Raw genomic sequence first — 25,770 nt, forward strand, 5'->3', positions numbered from 1 at the left:
GACGATGACTGAAACCGTGGGAGCACCGGAACGTCCCCTGAAGCGTGGCTGGACCACAGGCAGCTGCGCCACTGCTGCTGCCCGCGCGGCTTATGAATTTCTGATCACGAGAACCTGCCCCGCAATGGTCGAGATCACTTTGCCGAGCGGCCAGCGAGTCAGTTTTGCGGTCGCGATGCACGAGGGTGACGCGAGCGCCGCCACCGCTGGTGTCATCAAGGACGCCGGCGACGACCCCGATGTCACCCACGGCGCACTGATCAAGGCGACCGTACGGCGCGGGCCTGATGGTTCGGGTATCGTGTTCCGGGCCGGGCCAGGCGTCGGCACCGTGACCAAGCCGGGACTGCCGCTGCCGCCCGGGGAGCCCGCAATCAATCCGGTGCCGCGACAGATGATCAGCGCGGCGGTCCGCGAGGCTGCCGCCGCATTCGACAGTCCTTCCGACGTAATCGTCGAGATTTCCATTCCCGGCGGCGAGGAGCTTGCAAAGAAAACGCTCAACCCGCGGCTTGGCATTCTCGGCGGTCTGTCGATCCTCGGCACGACGGGAATCGTCATTCCCTTCAGCTGCGCGGCCTGGATTCACTCGATCTATCGCGGCATCGACGTCGCACGCGCGTCCGGGCTTGCGCACATCGCCGGCGCGACCGGATCGACCTCCGAGAAGGCGGTGCAGCACTTGTACGGACTGCCGGATGCGGCCCTGATCGACATGGGCGATTTCGTCGGCGGCATGCTGAAATATCTTCGCCGCCATCCGGTCAAGCGCGTCACGATCGCCGGTGGCTTTGCCAAGATGACGAAGCTCGGCCAGGGCCTGCTCGACCTGCATTCGCGGGCCGGAGAAGTCGATCGCGCCTGGCTTGCGGACGCGCTGTCCGACGCCGGTGCGCCCGATGCGCTTGTGGGTGCCGCGCGCGGCGCCAATACGGCGCTGCAGGTTCTCGACGAAGCCAAGCGGCTGGCTTTTCCGGCCGGCGACGTGGTCGCACGCGCAGCGTGGCGCACCGCAAGGCGTGCGCTTGGCGATGGTATCGCCCTCGACATTGCGGTGTTCGATCGCGTTGGGCTGCTGGTCGGACAGTACGACGGTGCTGATCATTCGCCTCTCCCACGAAAGCGGCGCTGATAATCGGCATCGTAGAGAGCGCTGGCCCGAAAATCCTTTGCAGCGAGTGCCTGCCCGACCAGGATCAATGCCGTACGCTCGATCGGATCGGACTTCGTCGTCGCAACGATCGTGCCCAGCGTGCCGCTGATGATGCGCTGATCCGGCCAGCTTGCGCGATAGACGATCGCGATCGGGCAGTCGGCGCCGTAGTGAGGCACCAGTTCCTCCACCACGCTTTCGAGGACATGGATGGAGAGATGGATCGCGAGCGTCGCCCGGGATTGCGCGAAAGTGGCGAGCGTCTCGGTCTCCGGCATTGCCGAGGCTCGGCCGGAGGTGCGCGTCAGCACCACCGATTGCGCCAGGCCCGGGAGGGTCAGTTCACGCCCCAGCGCCGCGGAAGCCGCGGCAAAGGCCGGCACGCCCGGCGTAACCGTGAATGGGATTCCAAGCTCATCGAGCCGCCGCAGCTGTTCACCGAGCGCGCTCCAGATCGACAGATCGCCCGAATGCAGCCGCGCGACGTCGCCGCCGGCTGCAGTCGCCCGCGCCATCTCCGCAATGATCTCGTCGAGCGACAGCGGCGCGGTGTCGACGATGCGCGCGTCAGGCGGACAATGATCCAACAGCGCCTTTGGCACCAGCGAGCCAGCATAGAGGCACACCGGACAGCGCGCGATCAGGTCGCGGCCGCGGACCGTGATCAGATCAGGCGCGCCAGGACCGGCACCGATGAAATGCACGGTCATGCTTGGAACTCCCCGGCAGCCTGCCCCTCTCCTTCCGCGAGCGCGCAGGTCGCTCTCGCATTGGCGATGCGCGGCAGGATCAAACGTGCATGCGCGCCGGCGGCCGCCAACGCCGCCGTCTCCGCCACCGACGGCACCCCTTTCAGGTGCTGCACGCGATCGCTGTTGGTGACTGCGCTATGCGACACTCTGCCAAGCTCGCTGGCGACGATACCGATGAGCGGACGTCCCAGCCGACGCGCGGCTTCAATGATCCCAGGCTCCTCTGCCTTGGCGCGCTCGGTCGCGACAACGCCAATGGACTCGGCCTGCAACGCTGCCATCGTGAGTGCCTCGGCGATCAGTCTCTCAATATCATCCGCTGATGCGTTGCGGCGGCAGCCGATCCCGAGCGCGATCATGGCTTCGTCACCCGCCATTGCGTGACCGGCATCGCCGGCTTCCAGCCATGCATGGTGCCGATTGGTCTCACATGAGCCACAGCCACGCGGACCAATTCGCCGCCATGTTTGTGAAACAACTCAGTCAGCCGCGCCTCGCCTTCGAGCGAGACGGCATTCGCCACCAATCGGCCGGCCGGGTTCAGCCGAGACCAGATTGTTTCGAACACACCTTCATCTGAGATGCCGCCGCCGATGAAAACCACGTCAGGCCACTCCAGATCGTTCAGAGCGGCCGGCGCGGAGCCGACGATGATCCGGAGATCCGGCGTGCCCAGCGCAATGGCATTGCGCGCCGCGCGATCGGCACGATCCTGTCGCGCCTCGATCCCGACGGCACGCAGCGATGGATGTCGCAACAACCACTCGATCGCGATCGACCCGGCCCCAAGACCGACGTCCCAGAGCAATTCGCCCGGCCGCGGCGCCAGCGCTGACAATGTCACGGCGCGAATTTCGCGCTTGGTCAGCTGCCCGTCATGCTCGAACAGGTCATCCGGAAGACCAGGCGCCAAGCTGATGATCGGCGCATCCGGATCGGCAACGACTTCGATCGCGATCGTCGTCAGCGCGCCGATGTCCGTGAGATCGAATTCCTTGGCAATTGCCCGACGCACCCGCTCCTGCGGTCCGCCCATTGCCTCCAGCACGGTCAAGCGCGAGTGGCCCATGCCACGCGACGACAACAGCACCGCGAGCTTCTTCGGCGTCGAACCGTCCCAGCACAGCGCGACGATCCGCGCACGCGGACTGAGATGACGAATGATGCCTTCCAGAGCCCGGCCGTGCAGGCTGATTTGCGTGACGTCCTGCAGCGCCCAGCCGAGCCGCGCCGCGGCCAGACTGAACGACGACGGCTGCGGCAGGCACAACATCTCTTCGGCGGCAAACCGCTCGACGAGCTGTTTGCCCACGCCATAGTTGAAGGGATCACCGCTCGCGAGCACAACGACAGCGTTACCGCGTCGCGCAGCGATCTCGTCGAAGGCAAGATGCAACGGGCTCGGCCAGGCCAGCCGCTCGCCGGAGATCAAGGAGCGCGCAAGTTCCAGATGGCGCGCGCCACCAACGACAAGCGATGCGCTTGCAACCAGCCGGCGCGCGAGCGGCGACAATCCGTCCGGGCCATCTTCGCCGATTCCAACGATGGACAGCCAACGTGTCGCGTTGCAAGCTGCGGCCGAACTCATCACGGACCACACCCTTCATGCGCGTTCTCATTCTCGGCGGCACCACGGAAGCCTCGGAGCTGGCGCAACTGCTGGCCGGCGACAACCGATTCCAGCCGACGCTCTCGCTCGCGGGGCGTACGACCTCGCCGAAACCGCAGCCGATTCCGACGCGCATCGGCGGCTTCGGCGGGATCGCCGGACTTGAGGCGTGGCTGCGGGACAACGACATCGCCGCCGTGGTCGATGCCACCCATCCTTACGCCGCGCAGATTTCGGCTCACGCGGTTGCGGCGTGCCAGACGCTGTCCCTCCCGCTCGCCTCCATCGTTCGGCCGCCCTGGATGCGTGCGGACGACGATCGCTGGATCGACGTCGACACGGCGCACGCCGCAGCGGCCGCGCTCGGCGCCGAGCCCGCCCGCGTCTTTCTCAGTCTCGGCCGTCTCGAACTCGCCGCCTTTAGCGCAGCGCCCCGGCATCACTATATTGCGCGCACGATCGATGCTGCCGGCAACGTGCCGCTGCCGCCCGACATCAGCTTTGTCTACGACCGCGGTCCGTTCGATGAAGCCAAGGAAGAAACCTTTCTGCGGCGCGAACGCATTCAGGCCATCGTATCGAAGAATTCCGGCGGCCCCGCCACCTATCCGAAAATCGCGGCCGCATGCCGACTGCAGATCCCGGTGGTGATGATCGCGCGCCCCGACAAGCCCCGCGGCGTTCCGCTCGACGGTGCGCGCGACGCCCTGCGTTGGCTGGAAGGACTGTCCGCTCACGATGTCGGCTCCATCTCCCGACGCGGCGTGTAGACCCACGGCGCCTTGCCGTCACGCATGATGAGGCGTGTCGCCGACGATCCGATCAGCACCAGCGTTCGCATGTCGGCGTGCGCCGGATCGATCTCGCCGAGCGTCGTCACGATACAGCCGACCTCGCCGGTGCCGGCCGCGCGCACCATCATGGCGACCGTGGAAACCGGCTTGGTCCGGCGCAGAATATCGAACGCTTCCCCGAGCTGATGCGGCCGCGCCCTCGATAGGGGATTATAGAGCGCGATCACGAAATCGCCGCGGGCTGCGGCCTGCAGTCGCCGCGTGATCGTGCTCCAGCTCTTCAGATTGTCTGAGAGCGAGATCGCACAGAAATCCCCCCCTAACGGAGCACCGACTTCGGCAGCCGCCGCGAGCATGGCAGTCACGCCCGGTTCCACCCTGATGTCGAGCTGGCGCCACTCCGCCGGCCCCATCTCGACTGCCTCGAACACTGCAGCTGCCATCGCGAACACGCCGGGATCGCCGCCCGAAACCACCGCGACGTGCTTGCCATCAGCAGCCAATTCGAGCGCGTGTCGGCCACGATCAAGCTCGACACGATTGTCGCTCGCGTGTCTACGCTGGCCCTCCGGCCGCGCCGCAATGCGATCGAGATATGGGCCATAGCCGACCAGATCAGTCGCGCGCGCGATCGCCTCGGCCGCGGACGGAGTCATGAGCTCCGGCCGCCCCGGGCCGAGGCCGACCACTGTGAGCGTTCCGGTCATAGCTGACGTCCCTGGCCTGGGATCAGAACCATCGAGAAATACGGTCCTCGCTCATCGTCGCAGGCCGACAACGGAACGATGCGTTGGTTGTCCATCGTCCCGCGCTCGACATAGAGCGCGCGCGACAGCAGCCCGGCGCTTGCGACCGCACGTTTGACCTTCGGCAGGTTACGCCCGACCTTCATGATGACAGCCGCTTCGCAATGTTGCAGCCTGTCGCACAGGATTTCTTCCGCCAACGTGCCGGGCAACACGGACAGGATATCGTCTCCCCAGGTGATCGGCACATTGGCGCGGGTCCAGCAACCGGACATGCCGGTCACGCCGGGCACGACTTCGACCGGGAAGTCGCGCTCCAGCCGCCGCCACATATGCATGAAGGAGCCATAGAAGAACGGATCGCCTTCGGAAAGCAGACCAACCGAGCGGCCTGCCCGTAGATGCGCGGCAATGCTCTCGGCGGCGCGCCGATAGAAGGCTGCGATTTCCGTCTGATACGTCGCGTCCGCAACCGGCGCTTCCTCGGTGATGGGATATTCAAGTCGCAACTCGTGCCGCGATGTGTCCATCAACGGCGCCACGGTGCGGCGCGCATTGCCTTCGAGACCACGCTTGGCGAAGAAGGCCACCACATCCACCGCGCGGATCAGTCCTGCCGCGCGCAAGGTCAGATAGCGCACGTCGCCCGGACCGACGCCGATGCCGTAGAGCGTTCCGGCCTGCGCCGTGCCGGCGATGGTGTCGAGCAGGCTCATTCGATGTCGCTCGCAATCGCATTCACGGCGGCGACCGCCATGGCGCTGCCGCCCTTGCGTCCCCTGACGATCAGATACGGGACGCGGCCGTCGGCCGCGAGTGCTTCCTTGGATTCCTTGGCGCCGACGAACCCGACCGCGGTGCCGATGACAGCCGCGGGTCGCGGCGCCCCTTGGTCCAACATATCCAGGAGGTGAAACAGCGAGGTCGGCGCATTGCCGATCGCAACCAGCGCGCCGGCAAGATGTGGGCGCCACAATTCGAGCGCGGCCGCCGAGCGCGTGGTGCCGTGGCGCGCAGCCAACGCTGCGACTTGGGGATCATCGAGCGTGCAGATGATCTCGTTCCTTGCCGGCAGTCGCGCGCGCGTGATCCCCTGCGCCACCATCTTGGCATCGCACAGAACCGGCGCGCCGCGGTTCAACGCGGCCCGCGCTTCTGCCGCAAAGCTCTCCGACATCTCGATGTCGGATGTGATCTCGACCATGCCGCAGGCATGAATGATGCGTACGGCGATCTTCTCTTCCAGCCCCCGGAAGCGCGACAGATCGGCCTCGGCGCGGATGGTGGCAAAGGAGCGTCGATAGATCTCGGCACCGTCGCGAATATAGTCGCGCACATCAGACATGAGTACTGCGCTCCTGGGCCAGCAAGGTCGGGACAACGGTTGAGATCCCAGACGGATCGAGTTCGATGAAGGCGCGATCTCTTACCGTTCCCTGCCGTACCACCCGATAATGGGCCCCGTCCCCGACAAACACCAGATCCGCCGGGGCCGAGCGCGCGCAGCCCTTGGGGCAGCCGGAGACGTGCAGCGTGCCGGCAAAGCCGCTGCGCTCCGCGATATCAGCCAATGCCCTTGCATGGTCACGCGTGGCCAGCGTCGTCGAGCTGCAGCAACCGACGCCCGAACAGGCATCGATACGCGTCAGCGGATCGGAATCATCGACGATGAATCCGAGGCTGCGGGCAAACGCGAGGATCTGCTCAGCGTCCGGGCGGCTCGACGTAGCAACATAGAATGTACGCCACGGCGACAGCCGAACTTCGGTGAGACCAAGTCGGGTTAGCTCGCTCAGCAATGCCGACACGGTCTCGCTATCGAGGCGACCGAAAGCCGCTCCAAGTCCGGCGGCATAGCTCCCACTCGCAAGCGCGATCAGGCCGCGGCGGTGCGAAGCTTCACGCCTTGCTGGCGTGATCGGAAGACCCGACGCTTGCAAGCCGAGCTCGGCGCGGATGGCAACAACCGCATCATCCGGCAGCGCGCGCGCGCGGCTGGTCGGACTATGTTTGAGGATCGCGAGCGCAAGCTGAGCGGCCGCCAAGGCTGCTTGCTCCGCATCCACCGTACCCAGCCATTCAAGCCCGGCCGCAGCTTGAAGTCCGATTGCGACCGAGGCGCCGTCGCGATACGCGACGAGACAAACATCAGCCTCGAGGTCCGTCAGCGGAAGTCGCCCTCCCCCGTCGAGCAAGAAGCTGAACTTGCCCGGCAGTTGCCGCAGCGAAGCGACGGCCATCAATTGACGTTCGAGCGCGTGCGCGACCGGACGCATGTCGGCGATCTCAGTCGGGTCGATCCCTGCGAGCGGATTGATGACGATATTCCTGATGGCCTCCAGCTCTGCATCGTCATCAAGCAGATCGAGCGAGGACAGGACCTCCCACAAGGGTGCAAGCGTCTCCGGCTTCACGCCGCGAAGCTGCAGATTGGCGCGCCGCGTCAGATCGATCTGTCCGTTGCCGAACCGGGCGGCGGCCTCGGCCAACGCTTCGAGCGCGCGGACTGGCAGTCTGCCGCCATGCGGCCTGACGCGGACGATCAAACCATCCCCGCTCTGCATCGGGCGTCGTGCGCCAGGACACCATCCCTTGATGTCGAAGGAAGCCGTCATGCCTTCGCCTCCGCAACTCTCACACGCGCTGCGATTGCAGCGAGCTCATCCGCGACGGCGTTGCGGCGCGGCACCCACATCCGGCGCCGCAGTGCATCGTCGAGCCGGGAGATGATGGAAGCCACCGCTGCAGGATTGCGCGCCAGCATCGCGTCGCACACCGATGGATCGAGCAACAGGGCCGAATGTGTCGCATCGAACAGATGGCTGGGTACCGTGTCCGACGTAGCGGCAAAAGCATACAGCGCATCCACGCCTTGGGCGATCTCCGCGATGCCGCGATAGCCATGCGCGAGCATGCCGGAAATCCAGCGTGGATTGGTGAGCCGGCCGCGCACCACCCGTGCGATCTCTTCCGAGAACGCCCGCGCCTTCGGCGCATCGGGACGGCTGGTATCGAGATGCAGAAGCGCTGGCGAGACACCCAGCGCGGACGCTGCCGCAGCGAAGCCGCCGGCGAAATCGGCCACCTCTTCGCCGTCGAGCAGGTCGCGCTCGCGGTCGTCCTGCGGATGCACCAGCGCATCGGCGCTGCGGACGCGCTCGCGGAAGCCAGTCTGGGCCTGTGCGATCTCGGGGGCAGTACCAAAACTGTGACTCGTCGCCGCCAGATAGGCTTCACCCAATTGTTGGCGGCTCTCCCAATCGGAGCCAAGCGCCAGGCTCGCAGCCACCGCGCCATAAGTCCCGGGGGCGCCGCCGAACACGCGCGTCAAGCTCTCGCCGCGACGCTTTGCGGCAGCGAGCGGATTGTCGGCATCGTCCTCCTCACGGGCGGCGACGGTCTGCACCGCGAGGTCGAACAGCGCGATCTGCGCTTCGAAGATATCGCGGAACAGGCCCGAGATGCGCAAGGTCACATCGATGCGTGGACGGTCGAGCGAGGCCAGCGGCAGCACATCGACGCCGGTGACACGGTTGGAATTAAAATCCCAGCGCGGCCGCACGCCGAGATAAGCGAGCGCCTGCGCGAGATCGTCGCCGCCGGTGCGCAGCGAGGCGGAGGCCCAGAGATCGAGCACCAGGGTCCGCGGATACTCGCCGTGATCCTGCAGATAGCGGCGGATCACCTCATCGGCGGCGCGGGCACCGACCACGGCAGCGGTGCGGGTCGGGATCGCGCGCGGATCGATTGCGGTGAGATTGCGCCCAGTCGGCAGCACATCGAGCCTGCCGCGGCTCGGCGCTCCGGCCGGTCCAGCCCCGATGCGTCGGCCGTCTAATGCGGCGAGCAGCGCCGCACGTTCGGCCGCGGCGCTGGCGCGGATGCAGGCATCGATCCCGGCACGATCCTTCGCCTCGTTACGGGTACCGCCAGCAGCGGCGATAGCATCGCCGAGCAGTCCGATCGCAACATCATCCGGCGCACGACCGAACACGTGCAGCCGCTCACGAACCGAAAGCTCCTTGATGTCGCAGAGCTGCGCATCGAGCTTGGCGACGGCCTCCCGTCCGCCTGCGCCTTGTTTCAGGCCGCAATCCGCAGCGAGGCCGCTTGCCCAGGCGCGCCCGACGATCTCGTCCTCCAGAAGCTTCAGGCGACGCTTATCGAGCCCATCGGCCTCCGCATATTCCTCGACCAGCCCCTCGAGCTCGAGCAGCGGACCGTGCAAGCCTGCTTGCGACAGTGGCGGCGTCAGATGGCCGAGCGTCACCGCGCCAAGCCGGCGCTTGGCTTGCATGGCCTCGCCCGGATTGTTGACGATGAACGGATAGATCACCGGCAGCGGACCGAGCACGGCCTCCGGCCAGCAATTCTGCGACAAGGCGAGCGCCTTGCCCGGCAGCCATTCCAAGGTGCCGTGGGCGCCGAGATGCACCAGCGCGTCGATCTGCTCCACTTCGCGCAAATGCGCATAGAGCGCGACATAGGCATGACGCGGCGGCACCGTGGTGTCGTGATAACCCGCCTTGCGATCGACATGAGCGCCGCGATCCGGCTGTAGCAGGATCAGCAGATGTCCTGCTCGCAGCGCCGGAAAGCGGAATGCGCCGTCAACAAAGGTCGGATCTGCCTCCGCTGCGCCCCAACTCGCCGCAAGCTCGCGCTGCAAATCGTCTGGCAAGGCCGCGAGATGGCTCTGATACGCAGCAAGAGGCACTGCGAGCTCCGACGCTTGACCTCTCAACAGCGCCTCGATGTCAGCGGCAGTTGGGCTGGACGCACCGAGATCATAGCCCTGCTCGGCGAGCAGCTGCGCGATTTCGGTCGCGCTTTGCGCGGTGTCGAGGCCGACCGCATAGCCGCGACGACCGCCTCGCGCCGGATAATCCGACAGCATCAGCGTGAGGCGGCGGTTCGCCGCTGGCGTCGTCCGCAGGCGACACCAGCGCGCTGCGAGCCGCGCGACGAAGGCGATGCGATCAGGCTGCGGTACATAACGGACCGCGCCGAATTCGAGCTGGTCATCGAACGGCGCCTCGCCCTTGAACGCGATGGTGCGCGCCAGCAGACGCCCATCCAGCTCCGGCAGCACCACGTTCATGGCGAGATCGGTCGGCGACAGACCGCGCGCAGACGAGGTCCAGGCGTCCTCACTGCTTTGGGCCTGCACGATCTGCAGCACCGGCGCGACGGCGAGGTCAAGCACGGTGGTGCCGTCCTCACGCAGGGCCGAGAAGGCCGTGGCGTTAAGGACGACGCTTGGCCGTCGCGCCTTGATCAGCCGTTCCAATCCATCCGCAACGTCAGGATCTTTCAGGCTTGTCACCGCGACGGCGGCGGACGCAAGCCCTTCCCGCTCGAGCGCCGCCTGCAGAACTTCGATCGCCGCGGTGTCGGCCGCGAGCAGGCTGGCGCGGTAGAACACGATCAGCGCGCATGGCTTCGTGTCACCCGCAACGCACAACTCCTCGACGGGAACGGCGCCACGCCCGGCCGCGAATCCAACGATAGAGCCAAGCGCAACCGGCTCCGCAAATGTGGCTTCACGCCCCAGCAGCGAATTCAGATAGCGCAGCGCCTCGCGCGCATTGGCGGTGCCGCCCTCGTGCAGGTAGCCATAGAGTCTCGAGGTGACGTCGAGCGGCAGCGTCGAGAGCGCATCGAGCCGCTCGTCGGCGCGGTCGTCGCCCGGCAGCACCGCCAGCAGAATGCCTCGGCTCCGGCACACATCAGCCAGGCGCTCCAGCCCGTAGCGCCAATAATCGAGCCCGCCGAGACAGCGCACGACGACGGCGCGCGCCGAAACGGCGACACGATCGATATAGAGGTCGACCGACATCGGATGCTTCAGCCGCTTCAGGCTGGCGAGACGCAAGCTCGGCAGTTCTGACGGCGATCCTCGCCACGCTTCGGCCAGTGCCGACAGGTCGCTGTCGGAGAACGACAGAACCACAACCTCGGCCGGCGACTGCGCGAGATCGACGGCCTGTTCGAGGTCGTCGAGCGCGGCACCCGATGTCGCCAGGAGATGCATCGGCCCTCGCTAGCCGGCAACCAGGTTCTTGATCGCGGCCACGTCGAGGCCGCGCTCGCCGATGAACACGAGCCGTCCACGCCGCTCCTCGCCGGCGCGCCAGGGCCGCTCGAATTGATGCTGGATGCGGTTGCCGACCGCCTGGATCAGGAGCCGCAGCGGCTTGCCTGCGACTTCCACGAAACCCTTCACCCGCAGCACATCGTGCGCACCGACAGCATCCGCGATGCGGGCCAGGAGCACGTCGGGCGAGGCCTGCGCCGGCACGTCGAGCACAAAGCTTTCGAAATCGTCGTGATCGTGCTCAGCCTCATTGTCGTGATGCGATGGCCGCGCGCCGAGGTCGCCTTCGGCCGCCGCACCCAGCCCGAGCAGCACGGAGGCCGACAGCTTGCCGTGCTCGGACGCGATCACCTTGACGGCACGCTGCACCTTAGCTGCGATCTCGGCAGCGACCGCCTGCCGCTCCGCATCCGTCATGAGATCGCTCTTGTTCACCACGATCAGATCGGCGCAGAGCAGCTGATCCTCGAACACCTCTTCGAGCGGATTGTCGTGATCGAGCGAGCCGTCCGCCGCGCGCTGCGCCGCCAGCGCCTCCGGATCATCGGCGAAGCGGCCGGCGATCACGGCCGGCCCGTCAACGACTGCAACGACTCCGTCAACGGTGACACGGGTTGCGATCTCCGGCCAATTGAACGCCTGCACCAGCGGCTTCGGCAGCGCGAGGCCGGAAGTCTCGATCACGATGTGCTCGGGCGGTTCGTTCTGATTGAGCAGGCTCTTCAGCGCGGGCACAAAGTCGTCGGCGACGGTGCAGCACAGGCAGCCGTTCGACAATTCGACGATGCGATCCTCCGGGCAATCCGGCACGCCGCAGCCTTTCAGGATATCGCCGTCGATCCCGACATCGCCGAACTCATTGACGATGATGGCGAGCCTGCGACCGTTCGCGGTCTCGATCAGGTTGCGCACCAGCGTGGTCTTGCCGGCGCCGAGGAAACCGGTGACGATCGTGCATGGCGTCTTTGCGAAGGATTTCATGGCAGCGAAGCCTCTTTGGATGAGCGCGACGGCAGCGGCGGCACGCGGGCGATCGTGTTTTTTCTCACGTATTCGGGACGCTCCCGCCACGGCGGCAGGCCGGCCTCGTGGACCTGATGCAGCCTGGCAAAAGCGAGCACATCATCGGCATGGACATCCGGATCGAGCGCTCCGACGATATAGGTCCACTTGCCAGGCGCAGTGACCGCAACCGTGCAGGCGCGACTGCAATTCGAGAGGCACTCGACCGGCACCACGGTGACATCGCGATGCTCGGCTGCGACCGCATGGATGGCCTCGAGTAGCCGCGCACCGGCACGCGGCTGCTCGCTGGACGCAGGCTCGGCGCTCTGCATCCGGCAGGTGACGCAGACGAACAACGTCGTCGCGCCCGGGTCTGTGCTGCTCATCCGGCCAGACCAGCCGCCATGGCGGCTGCCGCACCGCCCACCAGCGCAATCGCGGCGCCCGCGATCCGCAGCGCGAAAAGCGAGAAGGAAACGCCGCGCGCAGCAATCATCCGGGTGGCCAGTAACGCACCGGCGGCAATGACGCTCTGGATCACCAGCAGCCCGGCGAGATAGGCGCCCAGCGGCGCGCTTTCAGCACCAACGATCGATTCGCCCAGCGCGTAGCCATGCACTATCCCGGTCAACGCAAACAGGATCGCGACCGGCAGCACACCGAAGCCGGCGCGCAGCAGGATCAGCAGGCCGATTGCGGCCGTCGACAACCCGACGAGAAGCTCTGCGGCGGGAATATCAGCGCGGCCGACATGCAGCATCACGCCGGCGATCATAGCCGTGGTGAAGGCCAACACCGGCGCAAAGCCACGGCCGATCAGCGCAGCGACGATGCCCGCTCCCACAATCGCGGCGAAATGATCGAGCCCGATGACGGGGTGAGCAAGCCCGGAGAGCAGGCCTTGCGCCAAGGTCTGCGGCAGCTTGCCGCCCATCATATGGTGGGCCGATGCAGGATCGGCGAACAGTGCCACGACTGCGACTGCAAACGCGATGCGGGTTGGAAATCTGGTGGGAAATCTCATGGCCGTCTCCGTCGATGCCCGAACCTGTCAGGGTTCGTGCGATACGCTGCGCCCGACGGCATCCCAGACAGTTCCGGGATCAGAACCCTGCATCGCGACTCCCCGCGCGACGGGTCGGCCAACAGCAATGTCGACGGCAGGTCTCCTGGCTCTCGGGTCGCCGCGCGAGACCACCTTCCCGGTTTCCCAGTGGTTCAAAGGCCTCGCACTCACCGATTACAGTTGCGGGGGCAGCCGCGGCCTTGGGAGGAGATCCCGCACCGCGTTCCCTAAATCTCTCCTTTCGGAGAACCGTCATCTGTTAGATACGGGATCGAGCCAAAGCCCGTCAATCGGAAATCCTGCCGTCATGCCACCCGCCCCGCCTAGCCCTGCCCTGCCGCGCCTGACCCTGGTGCTCGGCGGCGCGCGCTCCGGCAAGAGCCGGTACGCGGAGGCGCTGATCACCGCCCTCCCTTCCCCCTGGATCTATCTCGCAACCGCGCAGGCGTTCGACAACGAGATGGCGTCGCGCATCGCCGAACACAAAGCGCGCCGCGCCGATGGATGGCGGACGATCGAGACACCTCTCGATCTTGCAGCTGCCGTGGCGGCGAACGGCGATTCTGCAACACCTGTTCTGGTCGATTGTCTCACGCTCTGGCTCAGCAATATCATGCTGAGCGGCCGCGACGTTGCCGTTGCTTGTCGTGAGCTCGCCGATGCATTAGCTGCCGCCAGGGGCCCAATCGTTGCCGTCTCCAACGAGGTCGGGCTCGGCATCGTGCCGGATAACGCGCTGGCCCGCGCGTTTCGCGATGCGCAGGGCCGCCTCAACCAGGATATTGCAACATCCGCGGATCGCGTGATCCTGATGGCGGCGGGCCTGCCGCTGACGTTGAAATAGCAGCGCATCGAGAGGAAACGAGAATGAGTGACCACAACGAGGATGCGCGCCACAAGGCCAAGATGGAGAACCGCAAAGCGATCCAGGACGCCGAGGTCGCATCGAAGACCGTTGAAAAAGGCCTGCTGATCGTCCACACCGGCAAGGGCAAGGGTAAGTCGACGGCTGCCTGGGGCTTGATGCTGCGCGCCCTCGGCCGCGGCTTCCGCATCGGCGTGGTGCAATTCGGCAAGGGCGCATGGCAAACCGGCGAGCGCAAGGCGATCGAAAAGTTCGGCGACCAGGTCACATGGCACACGCTCGGCGAAGGCTTTACCTGGGAGACTCAGGATCGTGCCCGCGACGTCGCCGCGGCCGAGCGCGCCTGGGCCAAGGCCAAGGAGCTCATGGCCGATCCCTCGATCCGGCTCCTGATTCTCGACGAGCTCAACATCGCGCTGCGCTATGATCACCTGCCGATCACTGATGTCGTCGAAACCTTGCGTGCGCGTCGCCCCGATCTGCATGTCGTCGTCACCGGCCGTAATGCCAAGCCCGAATTGATCGAAGCCGCCGATCTCGTCACAGAGATGAATCTGGTCAAGCATCACTTCACCGCCGGCGTGAAGGCGCAGGAAGGCATCGAGTTTTAACCGCATGGTCGCGCGCGCCATCATGTTCCAGGGCACCGGCTCCGACGTCGGCAAGTCGCTCATCGTTGCCGGGCTCGCGCGGGCGCTGACTTTGCGCGGCCTCAAAGTGGCGCCATTCAAGCCGCAGAACATGTCGAACAATGCGGCCGTGACCGCAGATGGCGGCGAGATCGGCCGCGCTCAGGCGCTGCAGGCGCGCGCGGCGAAGCGGCCGACCTCGGTACACATGAACCCGGTGCTGCTGAAGCCGCAGAGCGAGGTCGGATCGCAAGTCGTCGTGCAAGGCCGCGTGATCGGCAACGCCAAGGCATCGGCCTATCAGGCGATGAAACCACAACTGATGGGCGCGGTGCTCGACAGTCTTTCGCGCCTCGCCGACGACGCAGACGTTGTGCTGGTGGAAGGCGCTGGCTCGGCTTCCGAGATCAATCTTCGCGCCGGCGACATCGCCAATATGGGCTTTGCCCGTGCGACGGACCTGCCGGTGGTCCTGATCGGAGATATCGATCGCGGCGGCGTCATCGCGAGCCTGGTCGGGACCAAGGCCGTGCTGGCGGCGGAGGATGCTGCGCTCATCGCAGGCTTTCTCGTCAACAAGTTCCGCGGCGATCCGGCCCTGTTCGCGGCTGGAATGGCCGAGATCGCGGCGCGGACGAACTGGCAGGCGTTAGGGCTCGTGCCGTATTTCGCCGGCGCGCATCGCTTGCCGGCAGAGGATGCGCTGGGGCTTCCTTCGCGCGGGGCCTCACCTCCAAGCGGCCCGCCTAAGGTCGTCGTACTGGCCTACCCGCGGATTTCCAATTTCGATGAGTTCGATCCGCTACAGCTGGAAGACAGAATCGAATTGCAGTTTCTGCGTCCCGGGACCCCGATCCCCGGTGATGCCGCCGTCGTCATTCTGCCGGGCTCGAAAGCGACCATCGCCGATCTGACCGCGCTGCGGCAAACCGGCTGGGATATCGATCTTGCAGCTCACGTCCGGCGCCGCGGCCGTGTGCTCGGCATCTGCGGCGGCTATCAGATGCTCGGCCGGATCATCAGCGATCCTGATGGCCGCGAAGGTCAGGCCGGCGCGGTCCCCGGCCTCGGCCTGCTCGATGTGACGACCGTTCTCACCTCGGACAAGGCGCTGCGTGAGGTCGGCGGTACGCTGCTGAGCGGCGGCGCATCCTTCCGCGGCTATGAAATGCACATCGGGCAGACCACCGGCCCCGATACGACGCAGCCATTTCTCAAGTTCGAGGACGGCCGCAGCGATGGCGCGGCCGTCGCAACCGGCCGCATCGCGGGATGCTATGTGCACGGGCTGTTCAGCGCCGACGGCTTGCGCAGCCAATGGCTGGCTGGCCTCGGCGCGGATTCAACGGTCTCGGACTACGAGGCCGAGGTCGAGACCACGCTGGATGAGCTGGCTGCGCATCTCGAACGACACGTTGATATCGATCGCATTCTGGAGCTGGCACGCACACCGACGCTGCCGGTCATTGGCTGACAGCGATCACCAGCCCGGCAATCACCAGACCTTGAATCATGCAGGCGGCCCGGTAGAGCGACAGCGCGCGCCTGATATCGCGCGCCTCCGCTTCCGCGCGCCCCGCGCCAATCCAGGCATCCTCGACGATTTGGCCGTGATAAACACGCGGGCCCGCCAGTCGCAGGCCAAGCGCGCCGGCCATCGCCGCCTCTGGCCAACCGGCATTGGGCGAGCGATGCTTGTGGGCGCCGTGCCAGACTGCACGTATCGCCTCGCGCGGCGCGGCACCAGGGATCACGCAGGCAGCAAGCACCAGCCACACCGCCGAAAGCCGCGATGCCGGCAGATTGACGAGGTCGTCGAGGCGTGCCGCCGCCCAGCCGAAGGCGCGGTGACGCTCTGACAGATGCCCGATCATGCTGTCGGCAGTATTGAGCGCCTTGTAGACCAGCATGCCCGGCAGGCCGGCGACCGCCAGCCAGAACAGCGGCGCGACCACGCCGTCGGAGAAATTTTCAGCCAAGCTCTCGATCGCAGCGCGCGCAACGCCCGCCTGGTCGAGGCTTTCAGGATCGCGGCCGACGATCATCGACACGGCACGGCGGCCGCCGGCGATCCCTTCCTTGTCGAGCGCCGAGGCTACGGCGGACACGTGCTGATCTAGACTGCGCTGCGCCAGCAGACTGCTCGCAACGAGACCTAAGACCAGCGCCGCGAATGGTTCCGGCAATGCCCAATGCGCGGCTGCCGCGAGCGCCAGCCCCACAGACGCGACAGCCATTCCCAGCAGAAGGACCAGCACCACACCCCGGACGCGGCGGGCACGGAAGGAGTCCGATGCGCGGTTCCAGTGAGCATCAGCCCATGCTATCAGCGCGCCGATCCACATCACGGGGTGTCCGATACGGCGGACCAGCGCTTGCGGGTAGCCAAAGAGCGCCTCGATGATGAGCGCGGCAAGCGCGACGGCGAGAAACATCGATCCCCGATCGAAGGACTGGTATGGACCATAAAGCGAGTAGCACGCGGGGCATCCGGCCGGAAGCGGTCGCTCACGGCGGAAATATCGACGAGATCAGCCGCCGCTATCCCGACGCGCCGCAGCCCTGGGTCGACCTGTCGACCGGCATCAATCCGATCGCCTATCCGCTGCCGAGGCTTGCGGCCGAGGCCTGGACGCGGTTGCCGACCAACGCCGACGAACGCACCCTGCTCGCAGCCGCCGCGGCCCGCTGCGGACTTCAAGCCCCTGCTTCCTTGATCGCCGCCCCAGGCACCCAGGCGCTGCTGCAGATCATCCCCCGCCTCCGTTCCCCGGGAACGGTCGCTGTGCTCGGCCTTACTTATGAGGAACATGCGCTGTGCTGGCATCGTTGCGGCCATCGAGTCCGCACGGTCAATGAGGTCGAGGCGCTGGCCGAGGCCGACGTTGCCGTCGTGGTGAATCCCAATAATCCCACCGGTCGTCTACTGCCGCGCGAGACGCTCGTTTCGCTCGGCTCCGAGCTGGCGCGGCGTGACGGCCTCCTGATCGTGGACGAAGCCTTTGCGGATTTTCTACCTGGTGATGCGAGCCTGACGTCTCGGCTGCCGCCAGCAACCATCGTGCTGCGCTCCTTCGGCAAGGCCTATGGTTTCGCGGGCCTGCGGCTCGGCTTCGCCATTGCGGCACCTGAACTCTGCCAACGCTTAAGGGGTGACCTCGGCCCCTGGGCGGTCTCTGGACCTGCGCTCGCGATCGGAGCTGCAGCCTTGCGGGATGATGTGTGGCTGCAGCAGGCGCGGCAACGATTGGCTGCGGATTGCGACCGTCTCGACGCGCTGCTGATGGCCGCCGGCTGCAACATTGTTGGCGGCACCCCGCTGTTCCGTCTTGCCGAGAGCGTGGCCGCCCGACATCTGGCCGATCGCCTCGCGCAGCGAGGCATTCACGTCAGGCGGTTCGCCCATAATGAGACTTGGCTGCGTTTCGGCCTGCCGGGTCGCGAGGAGGAATGGCAACGGCTCGCCGATGCGCTCACTGCAGGCTGAACACGCAGGCGAACAGCAGCAATGTCTCCGTCACCTCGACACTGGCGCCAAGGCCATCGCCGGTAATGCTGCCGAGCCGCGATTGCCAATAAAGCGCAACGGCGGGAATGACGATCAACGCCACGAGCGTCGGGCGCGCGCCGATGAGGGCCAGTAGGAGAAGCGCCAGCGCCCAGCCGCCAATCAGGAGCCAACCGACACTGTTTGCAACGCTGGCCCCGAGCCCCGGCTTCAATGATACGAGCAGCCTGCTCCAAACCAACGTGCCCCAGCGCGCCCAGGCCGGAATGAGCACCAGCGCCCCGATCGCAAGCGACGCCGGCAGATGCGCGATGAGCACGAGCTTCGCCGCGATCTGCAAGGCGATCGCGACCACGGCAAAATTGCCGGCATGAGGATCACCCAGCACCTCGATGAAGCGATCCGGCTTGCCGTGCGAGGCGCCGAATGCGTCGGCCACGTCGCCGAGCCCATCGAGATGCAGCGCGCCGGTGATCCAGATCCAGGCCACGACCACAGCGAGCGCAACGACCCAAGGATTGCTGCCGTGGAGAATGCGCGCGATCAAGGCAAGACATATCCCGACGACGAGTCCGACGGCGGGGAAGAACATCGCGGCGCGCTTGAGATCGCCGGGTCGCATGTCGGCGACACGCGGGGTCGGGAGGCGCGTAAGAAACTGCAGCGCGATCCAGAATTCACGACGACTCATGGCTGGATGATCTCGATGATTTCGCCCCAGAGCGCATCGTCCTCGCCGCGCCCGATCTCGAGCGTGATACGCGTCGCGGGATTGATGCGCAAACTCCACAGCGACCGCAGCGGCCAGTTCAAGATCAACGACAGCGCTGCACGGATGGCCCCGCCGTGCGTCACGATCAGCACGGGAGAGAGCTCAGGTTCTGTCGTCAGCCTGTCGAGGGCTCGACCGACGCGATCGCGCAAAGACACCCAGCTTTCCCCGCCGGGCGCGGTAAAAGCCGTGGGATCGGCGTAGAACGCCTGCAGCAATGCGGCATGATCAGGCCGCGCCGCGATCTCGTCCCGTGATCGCCCGTCCCAACGACCGAAATCGAGTTCGCTCCAGTCGGGGTCGATATGGACCACCGTGCCCGATCGTCGGGCCAAATCGTCGGCAGCAGCCCGCGCCCGCGCCCGCGGCGAGCACACGATGTGCCTCCATGCTCCGTCTTGGGTCTGCTTGGCAAATTGCCGCCACCCCATCTCGCTCAGCGGCGGATCGCTGCGGCCGTCGAGATAGCGCTCGCGCCCGGTGTCGCCGTGCCGCAGCAGATCGATCCGCATCAGCTGTCGCGGCCCGACACCGCGGCTTCGGCAAAAGTCGCCATCTCGTTATGAAGCGCGCATGCCAGCCGCAGCAGGGGCAACGCAGTCGCCGCCCCCGAGGCTTCGCCGAGCCGCAGATCGAGATCGATCAGCGGCCGCGCACCGAGTGCGTCCAGCACGACGCGGTGGCCCAGTTCGGCCGAACGATGCGAGAAGAGGAGCCATGGCCGACACGACGGATTGAGCTTCACGGCAGCAAGGGCGGCGACCGAGACGATGAAGCCGTCGATCAGAACCGGCACGCCCATTCGTGCAGCAGCAATGATCGCGCCGGTCATTGCGACGATCTCGAGCCCACCGACCGCGGCGAGCACGGTCTCCACGGGGGTGCCAACTTCCAGTCCATGCAATGCGAGCGCGTCGGCAATCACGCGCGCCTTTCGCGCGCGCCCTTCCCCATCCAGCCCGGTGCCGCTCCCGACGATTTCAGCCGCGGGCCATCCCAGGAGCGCAGCCGCAATCGCCGAGGCGGAGGTCGTATTGCCGATCCCCATCTCACCGAGAATCACCAGCTGCGGCTTGGGCTCCGCCTGGCGCGCGATTGCGCGCTGCCCGCAGGCGAGCGCAAAAGCCACCTCCTCGGATGTCAGAGCCGTCTCGACGCCGAAATCGCGGGTCCCGCGCCGTGGCTTATCGACGATCACACCCGGTATCGGCTGATCGCCCAACGTACCGGCGTCGACGACTTCGAGCGGACAACCGAGCGTGCGCGCCAGCACCGAGATTGCCGCCCCGCCACCGGCGAAGTTGTGCAACATCTGGACGGTGACCTCGGGCGGATAGGCCGATACGCCGCGGGCCGCGATGCCATGATCGCCAGCGAACAGGATGATCGGCGCCCGCTCCGCCACCGGCCTGTCGGTGGCCTGGAGCGCCGCCAACTCCACTGCGATCTCCTCCAGTCGTCCGAGCGCGCCGAGCGGCTTGGTCAATTGCGCCTGCCGCGCCAGCGCCGACTGGCGGTGACGCTCCGAGGTGGCCGGGCATTCAAGGCTGATCCATTCAGGTAACACACTGAGATCCTTGGCACAGATTCGAACTGGCTCGATTGCCATCGAGCCGGCGGCGTGACAAGCAGCGTCCTACCGTTGATTTGAACGCGCTGGCCCTGACGACACTCTACACTGTCATTGAACTGTCATGGAATGTACCGACAGCTGGCCTCCGACCCAAACTTGGCAGACCCGCATGGACTATTTCCGACGCTTCACCTTCCTGTTCGCCGCTCCGGTCTTTGAGCCCGACGACCTCGCGGGCGTCCGTTTCAACCAGATCATCGAAGAGATCCAGCGTTCCGGGTTCGAGGTGGTGCGGGCCCGCAAGCTCGAAGACGCCGAGATCGCCGTGCAGACCGATGCCGCGATCGGCTGCATGGTGGTCGATTGGGGCAAGAAGGGTCTCGAGGGCAAGACCATGGCTCTGATCAACCTGATGCGCCGGCGCGGCCTCGATTTTCCGATCATCCTCCTGATCCGGCGCAAGCGGTTCGAGGATCTGCCGGTCGAGGTGCTCGACTTCATCGACGGCTATGTGTTCCTGTCGGAGGAAACGCCGCCCTTCATCGCCAAGAACCTGATCAGCCGGCTCAAGCAATATGCCGAGACGTTGAAGACGCCGTTCTTCGGCACGCTCGTCGACTATGCCGAGGAAGGCAATCAGCTCTGGACCTGCCCCGGGCACAATGGCGGCGTGTTCTACAGCCGCAGCCCGATCGGCCGGATCTTCGTCGAGCATCTCGGCGAAGCCGTGTTCCGCGACGACCTCGACAATTCCGTCCTCGACCTCGGCGACCTCCTGACCCATGAGGGACCGGCGCTGCGGGCGCAGAAGGAAGCGGCGCAGATCTTCGGCGCCGAAAAGACCTATTTCGTGCTGAACGGCACCTCCACCTCGAACAAGGTGGTGCTGGGAGCGCTGGTCACCGACGGCGACCTCGTGCTGTTCGACCGGAACAATCACAAGGCCGCCCACCATGGCGCGCTGCTGATCTCCGGCGGCATCCCGATTTATGTCCCGACGGTCCGCAATGCCTGGGGCCTGATCGGCCCGATGCGCTGGGACCTGCTCGACGAGGAGCATCTGCGCCAGCAGATCCGCAACAACCCGCTGGTCAAGGACCCCGACGCCTGGCGCAGGGAGCGCCCGTTCCGCGTCGCCGTGGTCGAGCAGTGCACCTATGACGGCTCGATCCACAGCGCCGAGATGATCCTGAAGCGGATCGGTCACCTCTGCGAGTACATCATGTTCGACGAGGCCTGGGCCGGGTTCATGAAATTCCACCCGCTTTATGCCGGCCGCTTCGCGATGGGGCTTTCGGAACTGGGCCCGAACGCGCCTGGGATCATCGCCACCCAATCCACGCACAAGCAGCTTGCCAGCTTCTCCCAGGCCTCGCAGATCCACGTCAAGGATCGCCACATCAAGGGCCAGCGGCGCCGGATCGAGCATCGGCGCTTCAACGAAAGCTTCATGCAGCACGCCTCGACTTCGCCGTTCTATCCGCTGTTCGCCTCGCTCGATGTCGGCGCGCAGATGATGAAGGGGCGTTCCGGCGAAGTGCTGTGGGATGACACGATCCGGCTCGGCATCGAATTGCGCAAGAAGATCCGGGCGATGCGCCGGGAATTTGAGGAGAAGGAGAAGGATCCGGCGCGGCGCTGGTTCTTCGAGCCGTTCGTGCCGGACCGCGTGGCGATCCCGGATGCCGCAAGCCCGGGCGGGGTCCATGACGTCGCGTGGGAGGCGATCTCGACCGACCAGTTGGCCACCGACGCGTCCCTCTGGCAGCTCGGTCCCAATTCCACCTGGCACGGCTTTCCGAACATGGAGGCCGGTTTCGCCATGACCGATCCGAACAAGCTGACGCTGCTGACCCCCGGCTTCGACCGGGCGACCGGCGGCTATGCCGAGCACGGCATCCCCGCGCCCGTGGTCGCGCAATATCTCCGCGAGAACCGGATCGTGGCCGAGAAGAACGACCTCAACTCGCTCTTGTTTCTGCTGACACCGGGCGTGGAGGCCAGCAAGGCCGGCACGCTGATCAGCGGCCTCGTCGCCTTCAAGAGGCTGCACGACGACAACGTGCTGTTGGAGGATGCGATCCCGGAATTCACCCGCCGCCGCTTTGGCCGTTATGGCAAGGTGCGGCTGCGCGACCTCTGCGCCGAGATGCACCGTTTCTATCGTGCGGCCGACGTGAGTGCGCTGCAGGCCAAGCAGTTCCTGCCCGAGCACATGCCGGAGATTGCGATCTCCCCCCGCGAAGCCGCTCGCGCCCTGATGCGCAATGACGTCGATTATCTGCCGATCGACAAGATCGCCGGCCGGATCGCGACCACGCCGTTCGTGGTCTATCCGCCCGGAATCGCCACCATCGTGCCGGGCGAACGCCTGTCGGAACGGGCCAAGCCGATGATCGATTACCTGAAGATGTTCGAACAGGCCTTCAACACCTTCCCCGGTTTCGACGTCGAGATCCAAGGGCTCTACAAGGAGATCGACGAGGCGGGCCGCATCCGCCTCTACACCTATGTCGCAGCCGAGTGAGTCCGCGCCGATGGAGAATTCGATCGCAGCCGTCCAGAGCGAGCCGCCGGTGCTCGTCCGCCCGTCGCGCGACGAGGACGTCGAGGCCATGCTCGCGATCTATCGCCGGCACATCCGCCGCGGGGTCGAAGACGGCGCCGCCAATTCCGGCGTGCCGGAGCCGGACGATCTCAGGCAACGGCGCAAGAACCTGCGCAACCATCGCATGCCGCATCTGGTCGCGACATTCCGCGCCGAGATCGTAGGCTATGCCTACGTCGTGCCGTTCCGGAAGCGGCCCGCCTATCGCTTCGCCGTGAAGCACTCGATCTATGTGCATCACGAGCATCTCGGCCGCGGCGTCGGCCGGCTGCTGATGCAGGCATTGATCGACGCCTGTGCGGCGGCCGGCTTTCGCCAGATGATCGGCTATATCGACGCCGACAACACCGCCTCGCTCGGCATCCACGAGCGATTTGGCTTTACCCGGGTCGGGCTTCTCCCCGCAGTCGCGTTCCGGTACGGCCGCTGGTCGGACACCGTGATGGTGCAGCGCTCGCTCGGCGCTGGCGGCACTGAGCCACCCACCTCCGGGCGTTGAACGACTTCGGCTGTCTCAAGCCGTCGATCACGACGGGAAATCGGCCGCCCTCACCTGGATGCGATCCGCATGCAGGGACCAGTCGCGTAGCTCCTGCATCTCGCAAAACTTCTTCTTAGCGAGCTCGGCCGCCAGCTTTTCGTCGGCGGCGTCGATTTCGAGCGTGCTCTGGCAGATCTCACATTGCCGGCCGTTTTCGCCGAGCACGTCTTTCATGAAGTTGACGACGTAACGCGACATCGAACCCTCCTCGCCCAGCGCACCTCCATGTTAGCGCGCTTTGCGAGAGACTGTTGAGCGGTATCAAGCCGGCCGCGCAATAATTAATGAAGCAGCGGAAGCCGGACGCTCAGGCGCCGGCCGCCGGAAGGCTGGCCGCCGCGATGGCCACGAACTGCGCCACCACACGCCGAACGCGCTTTCCTGATGCCCACAACATTGAATTGAATCGACGCATCGAACGTCCCTCGCGCGGCGCGAGCACCTCGCTCGCAAACCCTCAGCAAATCCTTGGCGCAAAAGGAAAAATGGCCTCGTCTCAGAGAGCTGTCGATGGCTTGAGAAAAATAGCAAAAGTTACATCGCCGACCGCAGGAGCGGCAGAACGTTCATTACTGCATCGCGGCCGCCGACGATCAAATTCTTCTCATCGCCTAGTCCTGCCGAGCCGGGTCGTGATGCTCTGAAGCGGCAGCGAACCCATTAACGACACGGAGGGCTCAAGGGGGTGTGAGCCCAATCAGTAGCCCGGCTTGTGCTATTCGGAGGGATGACCTTCATCACCCGCTTCGCCGCCTGGCTGCTCGCCGCCGCCGTCACATTCGCAACCCTCGGTCCGGCGCGCGTCCGGCCGCATTCCAATCTGGGCCAGGACGGCGAGCATGCGCTGGCTTTCATCCTTGTCGGGCTTGCCTTCGGCCTCGCCTATCGCGGTCGTCGTATGCTGGCCACGGGACTTGCCGTGGTCTTGATCGGGGCGCTTGAAGTCGCGCAATTGTGGGCGCCAGGGCGGCATGCCCGGCTCGAGGATTTCGTCGTCGACGCCCTCGCGGCCTGTGCGGGATTTCTGCTCGCGGCCATGCTAGACTGGTGCACTCAGCGAGTGCGAAGGCAAGCCGCCTAGCAGACAAAAACCCCGCCGCACGGATGCGGCGAGGCCCTTGCCGGATCATTCGGCGTCAGATCAGTCGATGATCTTGATGACGCGGCGGGTGCGCGGATCGACGATCACGCGACGATCGTTGACGACGGCATAGCGATACTCGGTGTAGCGCGGCACCGGACGCAGCACGACCGTGTCGGGCAGCGGCTCGCCGACCACGACGCGCTCGTGCACGACCACGGATGGCGCACGCTCCTCGTCGATCGAGTGGATGACGGCATTCGGGATTTCGAGGCCGGCGCCCACCGCCGCCCCAACGGTGCCGCCGACCACTGCACCGAGCGGACCTGCCACCGCGCCGCCGGCCTCCGCACCATTATGCGCGCCTTCCACGGTGGTCGACTGCGCGAACGCCGCGCCCGAAGCCAGCAGCGAAGCCGCAATCAGTGAAACAGCAAAACGGGTCCTCATCATTCTCCTCCAGTGTGATTGAAGATGCCGTTCAACAACGGGGGATCGCCCGCGGTTCCGGGTTCCATGCGACCTAAAGTTTGCCAGGCGAGGGAACGAATCCTCCGTTCGAGCTCGTGCTTGCTGTCGGCCGCGCCGCGCCCTCGAGGCGATGAGGCGAACTCTCTCCGCGACGTCATTCCGGGGCGCGCCTGCAAGGCGCGAGCCCGGAATCCATAATCACAGGGCGTGATGCGAGGCACATTCTCCGCCCGACCTTGCTCCCACAGCATCTGCCGAGAGTATGGATTCCCGGTTCACGCTTCGCGTGCCCCGGAATGACGACAGGTAGAGGCTTCGTATTCTTCCTATCCACGTTTCAAACAGCGCGCTCAAATAGCAGATGCACGTCTGCATTCTCGCGGCGGATCACGCCCGAGTGTTGCGATCGACCTGCCCTTCGAGAATCGAGAGGGCGCGGGGAATGCCGGGCGCTGGCCGCACCCATGGCCCGCCTGCAGAAAGAATGCAGGCGGCAGGTA

General features: G+C 65.8%; 26 protein-coding genes and 1 riboswitch. Of the genes, 9 read left to right on the top strand and 17 right to left on the bottom strand.

What is annotated here, in order from left to right; translation table 11 throughout:
• The first annotated feature begins 4 nt into the window (after positions 1–4).
• The gene (locus QXZ85_RS23260; RefSeq protein WP_315705544.1) at positions 5–1,132 is read left to right on the top strand and encodes a cobalt-precorrin-5B (C(1))-methyltransferase; all 1,128 of its coding nucleotides are present in this window, start codon (positions 5–7) and stop codon (positions 1,130–1,132) included.
• Here the strand turns inward: QXZ85_RS23260 and cobM are convergent.
• The 3 genes from cobM to cbiE are packed head-to-tail and all read right to left on the bottom strand — an operon-like array spanning position 1,102 to position 3,493.
• The gene (gene cobM / locus QXZ85_RS23265; protein WP_316174859.1) at positions 1,102–1,863 is read right to left on the bottom strand and encodes a precorrin-4 C(11)-methyltransferase; all 762 of its coding nucleotides are present in this window, start codon (positions 1,861–1,863) and stop codon (positions 1,102–1,104) included. The two genes, QXZ85_RS23260 and cobM, sit on opposite strands and share 31 nt — an antisense overlap.
• Positions 1,860–2,264, bottom strand: coding sequence for a cobalamin biosynthesis protein (locus QXZ85_RS23270; RefSeq protein ID WP_315705542.1), 405 nt, complete (start codon positions 2,262–2,264; stop codon positions 1,860–1,862). Before QXZ85_RS23270 ends, cobM begins: the two co-directional genes overlap by 4 nt.
• Positions 2,261–3,493 carry a precorrin-6y C5,15-methyltransferase (decarboxylating) subunit CbiE gene (gene cbiE / locus QXZ85_RS23275; RefSeq protein ID WP_409977569.1) on the bottom strand — a complete coding sequence of 411 codons (1,233 nt, stop codon included), beginning with the start codon at positions 3,491–3,493 and terminating at the stop codon, positions 2,261–2,263. The genes QXZ85_RS23270 and cbiE overlap by 4 nt, the downstream gene beginning before the upstream one ends.
• A gap of 17 nt (positions 3,494–3,510) precedes the next feature.
• On the opposite strand from cbiE, the gene QXZ85_RS23280 reads away from it, so the two are divergent.
• On the top strand, positions 3,511–4,284 hold the full coding sequence (locus QXZ85_RS23280; protein WP_315705540.1) for a cobalt-precorrin-6A reductase: 774 nt from the start codon (positions 3,511–3,513) through the stop codon (positions 4,282–4,284).
• On the opposite strand, the gene cobJ is transcribed toward QXZ85_RS23280, so the two are convergent.
• Genes cobJ through QXZ85_RS23320 form a run of 8 tightly spaced genes read right to left on the bottom strand, consistent with a single transcriptional unit; the run spans position 4,248 to position 13,180 of the window.
• Positions 4,248–5,015 (bottom strand): precorrin-3B C(17)-methyltransferase, encoded by a 768-nt coding sequence (cobJ, locus tag QXZ85_RS23285; RefSeq protein WP_315768024.1) that lies wholly within the window; start codon positions 5,013–5,015, stop codon positions 4,248–4,250. The two genes, QXZ85_RS23280 and cobJ, sit on opposite strands and share 37 nt — an antisense overlap.
• Positions 5,012–5,770: a precorrin-2 C(20)-methyltransferase gene (locus tag QXZ85_RS23290; protein WP_315745351.1), complete on the bottom strand. Its 759-nt coding sequence runs from the start codon at positions 5,768–5,770 to the stop codon at positions 5,012–5,014. Before QXZ85_RS23290 ends, cobJ begins: the two co-directional genes overlap by 4 nt.
• Complete coding sequence (locus QXZ85_RS23295; protein ID WP_315745350.1) at positions 5,767–6,399, bottom strand: precorrin-8X methylmutase; 633 nt, start codon at positions 6,397–6,399, stop codon at positions 5,767–5,769. Before QXZ85_RS23295 ends, QXZ85_RS23290 begins: the two co-directional genes overlap by 4 nt.
• Entirely contained in the window at positions 6,392–7,669 is a 1,278-nt protein-coding gene (gene cobG / locus QXZ85_RS23300; protein WP_315768025.1) for a precorrin-3B synthase, read from the bottom strand. The genes QXZ85_RS23295 and cobG overlap by 8 nt, the downstream gene beginning before the upstream one ends.
• On the bottom strand, positions 7,666–11,088 hold the full coding sequence (gene cobN, locus QXZ85_RS23305) for a cobaltochelatase subunit CobN (RefSeq protein ID WP_315768027.1): 3,423 nt from the start codon (positions 11,086–11,088) through the stop codon (positions 7,666–7,668). Before cobN ends, cobG begins: the two co-directional genes overlap by 4 nt.
• 9 nt (positions 11,089–11,097) lie before the next feature.
• Positions 11,098–12,132: a cobalamin biosynthesis protein CobW gene (gene cobW / locus QXZ85_RS23310; protein WP_315705534.1), complete on the bottom strand. Its 1,035-nt coding sequence runs from the start codon at positions 12,130–12,132 to the stop codon at positions 11,098–11,100.
• A complete protein-coding gene (locus QXZ85_RS23315; protein ID WP_315705533.1) occupies positions 12,129–12,542 on the bottom strand; it encodes a DUF1636 domain-containing protein in 414 nt (137 codons plus the stop codon). The genes cobW and QXZ85_RS23315 overlap by 4 nt, the downstream gene beginning before the upstream one ends.
• On the bottom strand, positions 12,539–13,180 hold the full coding sequence (locus QXZ85_RS23320; RefSeq protein ID WP_315768028.1) for a HupE/UreJ family protein: 642 nt from the start codon (positions 13,178–13,180) through the stop codon (positions 12,539–12,541). Before QXZ85_RS23320 ends, QXZ85_RS23315 begins: the two co-directional genes overlap by 4 nt.
• A gap of 117 nt (positions 13,181–13,297) precedes the next feature.
• A riboswitch (cobalamin riboswitch) is annotated at positions 13,298–13,491 on the bottom strand.
• Between the two features lie 38 nt (positions 13,492–13,529).
• Between QXZ85_RS23320 and cobU the strand changes: the two genes are divergently transcribed.
• The 3 genes from cobU to QXZ85_RS23335 are packed head-to-tail and all read left to right on the top strand — an operon-like array spanning position 13,530 to position 16,190.
• The gene (cobU, locus tag QXZ85_RS23325; protein WP_315705531.1) at positions 13,530–14,066 is read left to right on the top strand and encodes a bifunctional adenosylcobinamide kinase/adenosylcobinamide-phosphate guanylyltransferase; all 537 of its coding nucleotides are present in this window, start codon (positions 13,530–13,532) and stop codon (positions 14,064–14,066) included.
• A gap of 23 nt (positions 14,067–14,089) precedes the next feature.
• Positions 14,090–14,698 carry a cob(I)yrinic acid a,c-diamide adenosyltransferase gene (gene cobO, locus QXZ85_RS23330; RefSeq protein ID WP_315705530.1) on the top strand — a complete coding sequence of 203 codons (609 nt, stop codon included), beginning with the start codon at positions 14,090–14,092 and terminating at the stop codon, positions 14,696–14,698.
• Between the two features lie 4 nt (positions 14,699–14,702).
• Entirely contained in the window at positions 14,703–16,190 is a 1,488-nt protein-coding gene (locus QXZ85_RS23335) for a cobyric acid synthase (RefSeq protein WP_315764936.1), read from the top strand.
• Here the strand turns inward: QXZ85_RS23335 and cbiB are convergent.
• On the bottom strand, positions 16,180–17,151 hold the full coding sequence (gene cbiB, locus QXZ85_RS23340; protein ID WP_315745347.1) for an adenosylcobinamide-phosphate synthase CbiB: 972 nt from the start codon (positions 17,149–17,151) through the stop codon (positions 16,180–16,182). The genes QXZ85_RS23335 and cbiB overlap by 11 nt on opposite strands.
• Before the next feature lie 23 nt (positions 17,152–17,174).
• Between cbiB and cobD the strand changes: the two genes are divergently transcribed.
• Complete coding sequence (gene cobD / locus QXZ85_RS23345) at positions 17,175–18,203, top strand: threonine-phosphate decarboxylase CobD (protein ID WP_315764934.1); 1,029 nt, start codon at positions 17,175–17,177, stop codon at positions 18,201–18,203.
• Here cobD and QXZ85_RS23350 read toward each other — a convergent pair.
• Genes QXZ85_RS23350 through cobT form a run of 3 tightly spaced genes read right to left on the bottom strand, consistent with a single transcriptional unit; the run spans position 18,190 to position 20,563 of the window.
• Entirely contained in the window at positions 18,190–18,915 is a 726-nt protein-coding gene (locus QXZ85_RS23350; protein WP_315705526.1) for an adenosylcobinamide-GDP ribazoletransferase, read from the bottom strand. The two genes, cobD and QXZ85_RS23350, sit on opposite strands and share 14 nt — an antisense overlap.
• Positions 18,912–19,508 (bottom strand): histidine phosphatase family protein, encoded by a 597-nt coding sequence (locus QXZ85_RS23355; RefSeq protein ID WP_315705525.1) that lies wholly within the window; start codon positions 19,506–19,508, stop codon positions 18,912–18,914. Before QXZ85_RS23355 ends, QXZ85_RS23350 begins: the two co-directional genes overlap by 4 nt.
• A complete protein-coding gene (gene cobT, locus QXZ85_RS23360) occupies positions 19,508–20,563 on the bottom strand; it encodes a nicotinate-nucleotide--dimethylbenzimidazole phosphoribosyltransferase (RefSeq protein ID WP_315764932.1) in 1,056 nt (351 codons plus the stop codon). The genes QXZ85_RS23355 and cobT overlap by 1 nt, the downstream gene beginning before the upstream one ends.
• Before the next feature lie 175 nt (positions 20,564–20,738).
• Here cobT and QXZ85_RS23365 point away from each other — a divergent pair, with 175 nt between their 5' ends.
• Both QXZ85_RS23365 and QXZ85_RS23370 read left to right on the top strand, forming a co-directional pair.
• Complete coding sequence (locus tag QXZ85_RS23365) at positions 20,739–23,096, top strand: Orn/Lys/Arg decarboxylase N-terminal domain-containing protein (RefSeq protein ID WP_315705523.1); 2,358 nt, start codon at positions 20,739–20,741, stop codon at positions 23,094–23,096.
• A gap of 10 nt (positions 23,097–23,106) precedes the next feature.
• Positions 23,107–23,676 (top strand): GNAT family N-acetyltransferase, encoded by a 570-nt coding sequence (locus tag QXZ85_RS23370; RefSeq protein WP_315705522.1) that lies wholly within the window; start codon positions 23,107–23,109, stop codon positions 23,674–23,676.
• 27 nt (positions 23,677–23,703) lie between these two features.
• Here QXZ85_RS23370 and QXZ85_RS23375 read toward each other — a convergent pair whose 3' ends face one another.
• Positions 23,704–23,916 (bottom strand): hypothetical protein, encoded by a 213-nt coding sequence (locus QXZ85_RS23375; RefSeq protein WP_315705521.1) that lies wholly within the window; start codon positions 23,914–23,916, stop codon positions 23,704–23,706.
• 529 nt (positions 23,917–24,445) lie between these two features.
• Between QXZ85_RS23375 and QXZ85_RS23380 the strand changes: the two genes are divergently transcribed.
• On the top strand, positions 24,446–24,799 hold the full coding sequence (locus QXZ85_RS23380) for a VanZ family protein (RefSeq protein WP_315705520.1): 354 nt from the start codon (positions 24,446–24,448) through the stop codon (positions 24,797–24,799).
• A gap of 60 nt (positions 24,800–24,859) precedes the next feature.
• Here QXZ85_RS23380 and QXZ85_RS23385 read toward each other — a convergent pair whose 3' ends face one another.
• Positions 24,860–25,249, bottom strand: a complete 390-nt coding sequence (locus QXZ85_RS23385; protein WP_315705519.1) for a DUF1236 domain-containing protein — start codon at positions 25,247–25,249, stop codon at positions 24,860–24,862.
• Positions 25,250–25,770 lie beyond the last annotated feature (521 nt).

Source organism: Bradyrhizobium sp. SZCCHNGR1005, from assembly GCF_032489995.1.
Taxonomy (GTDB): domain Bacteria; phylum Pseudomonadota; class Alphaproteobacteria; order Rhizobiales; family Xanthobacteraceae; genus Bradyrhizobium.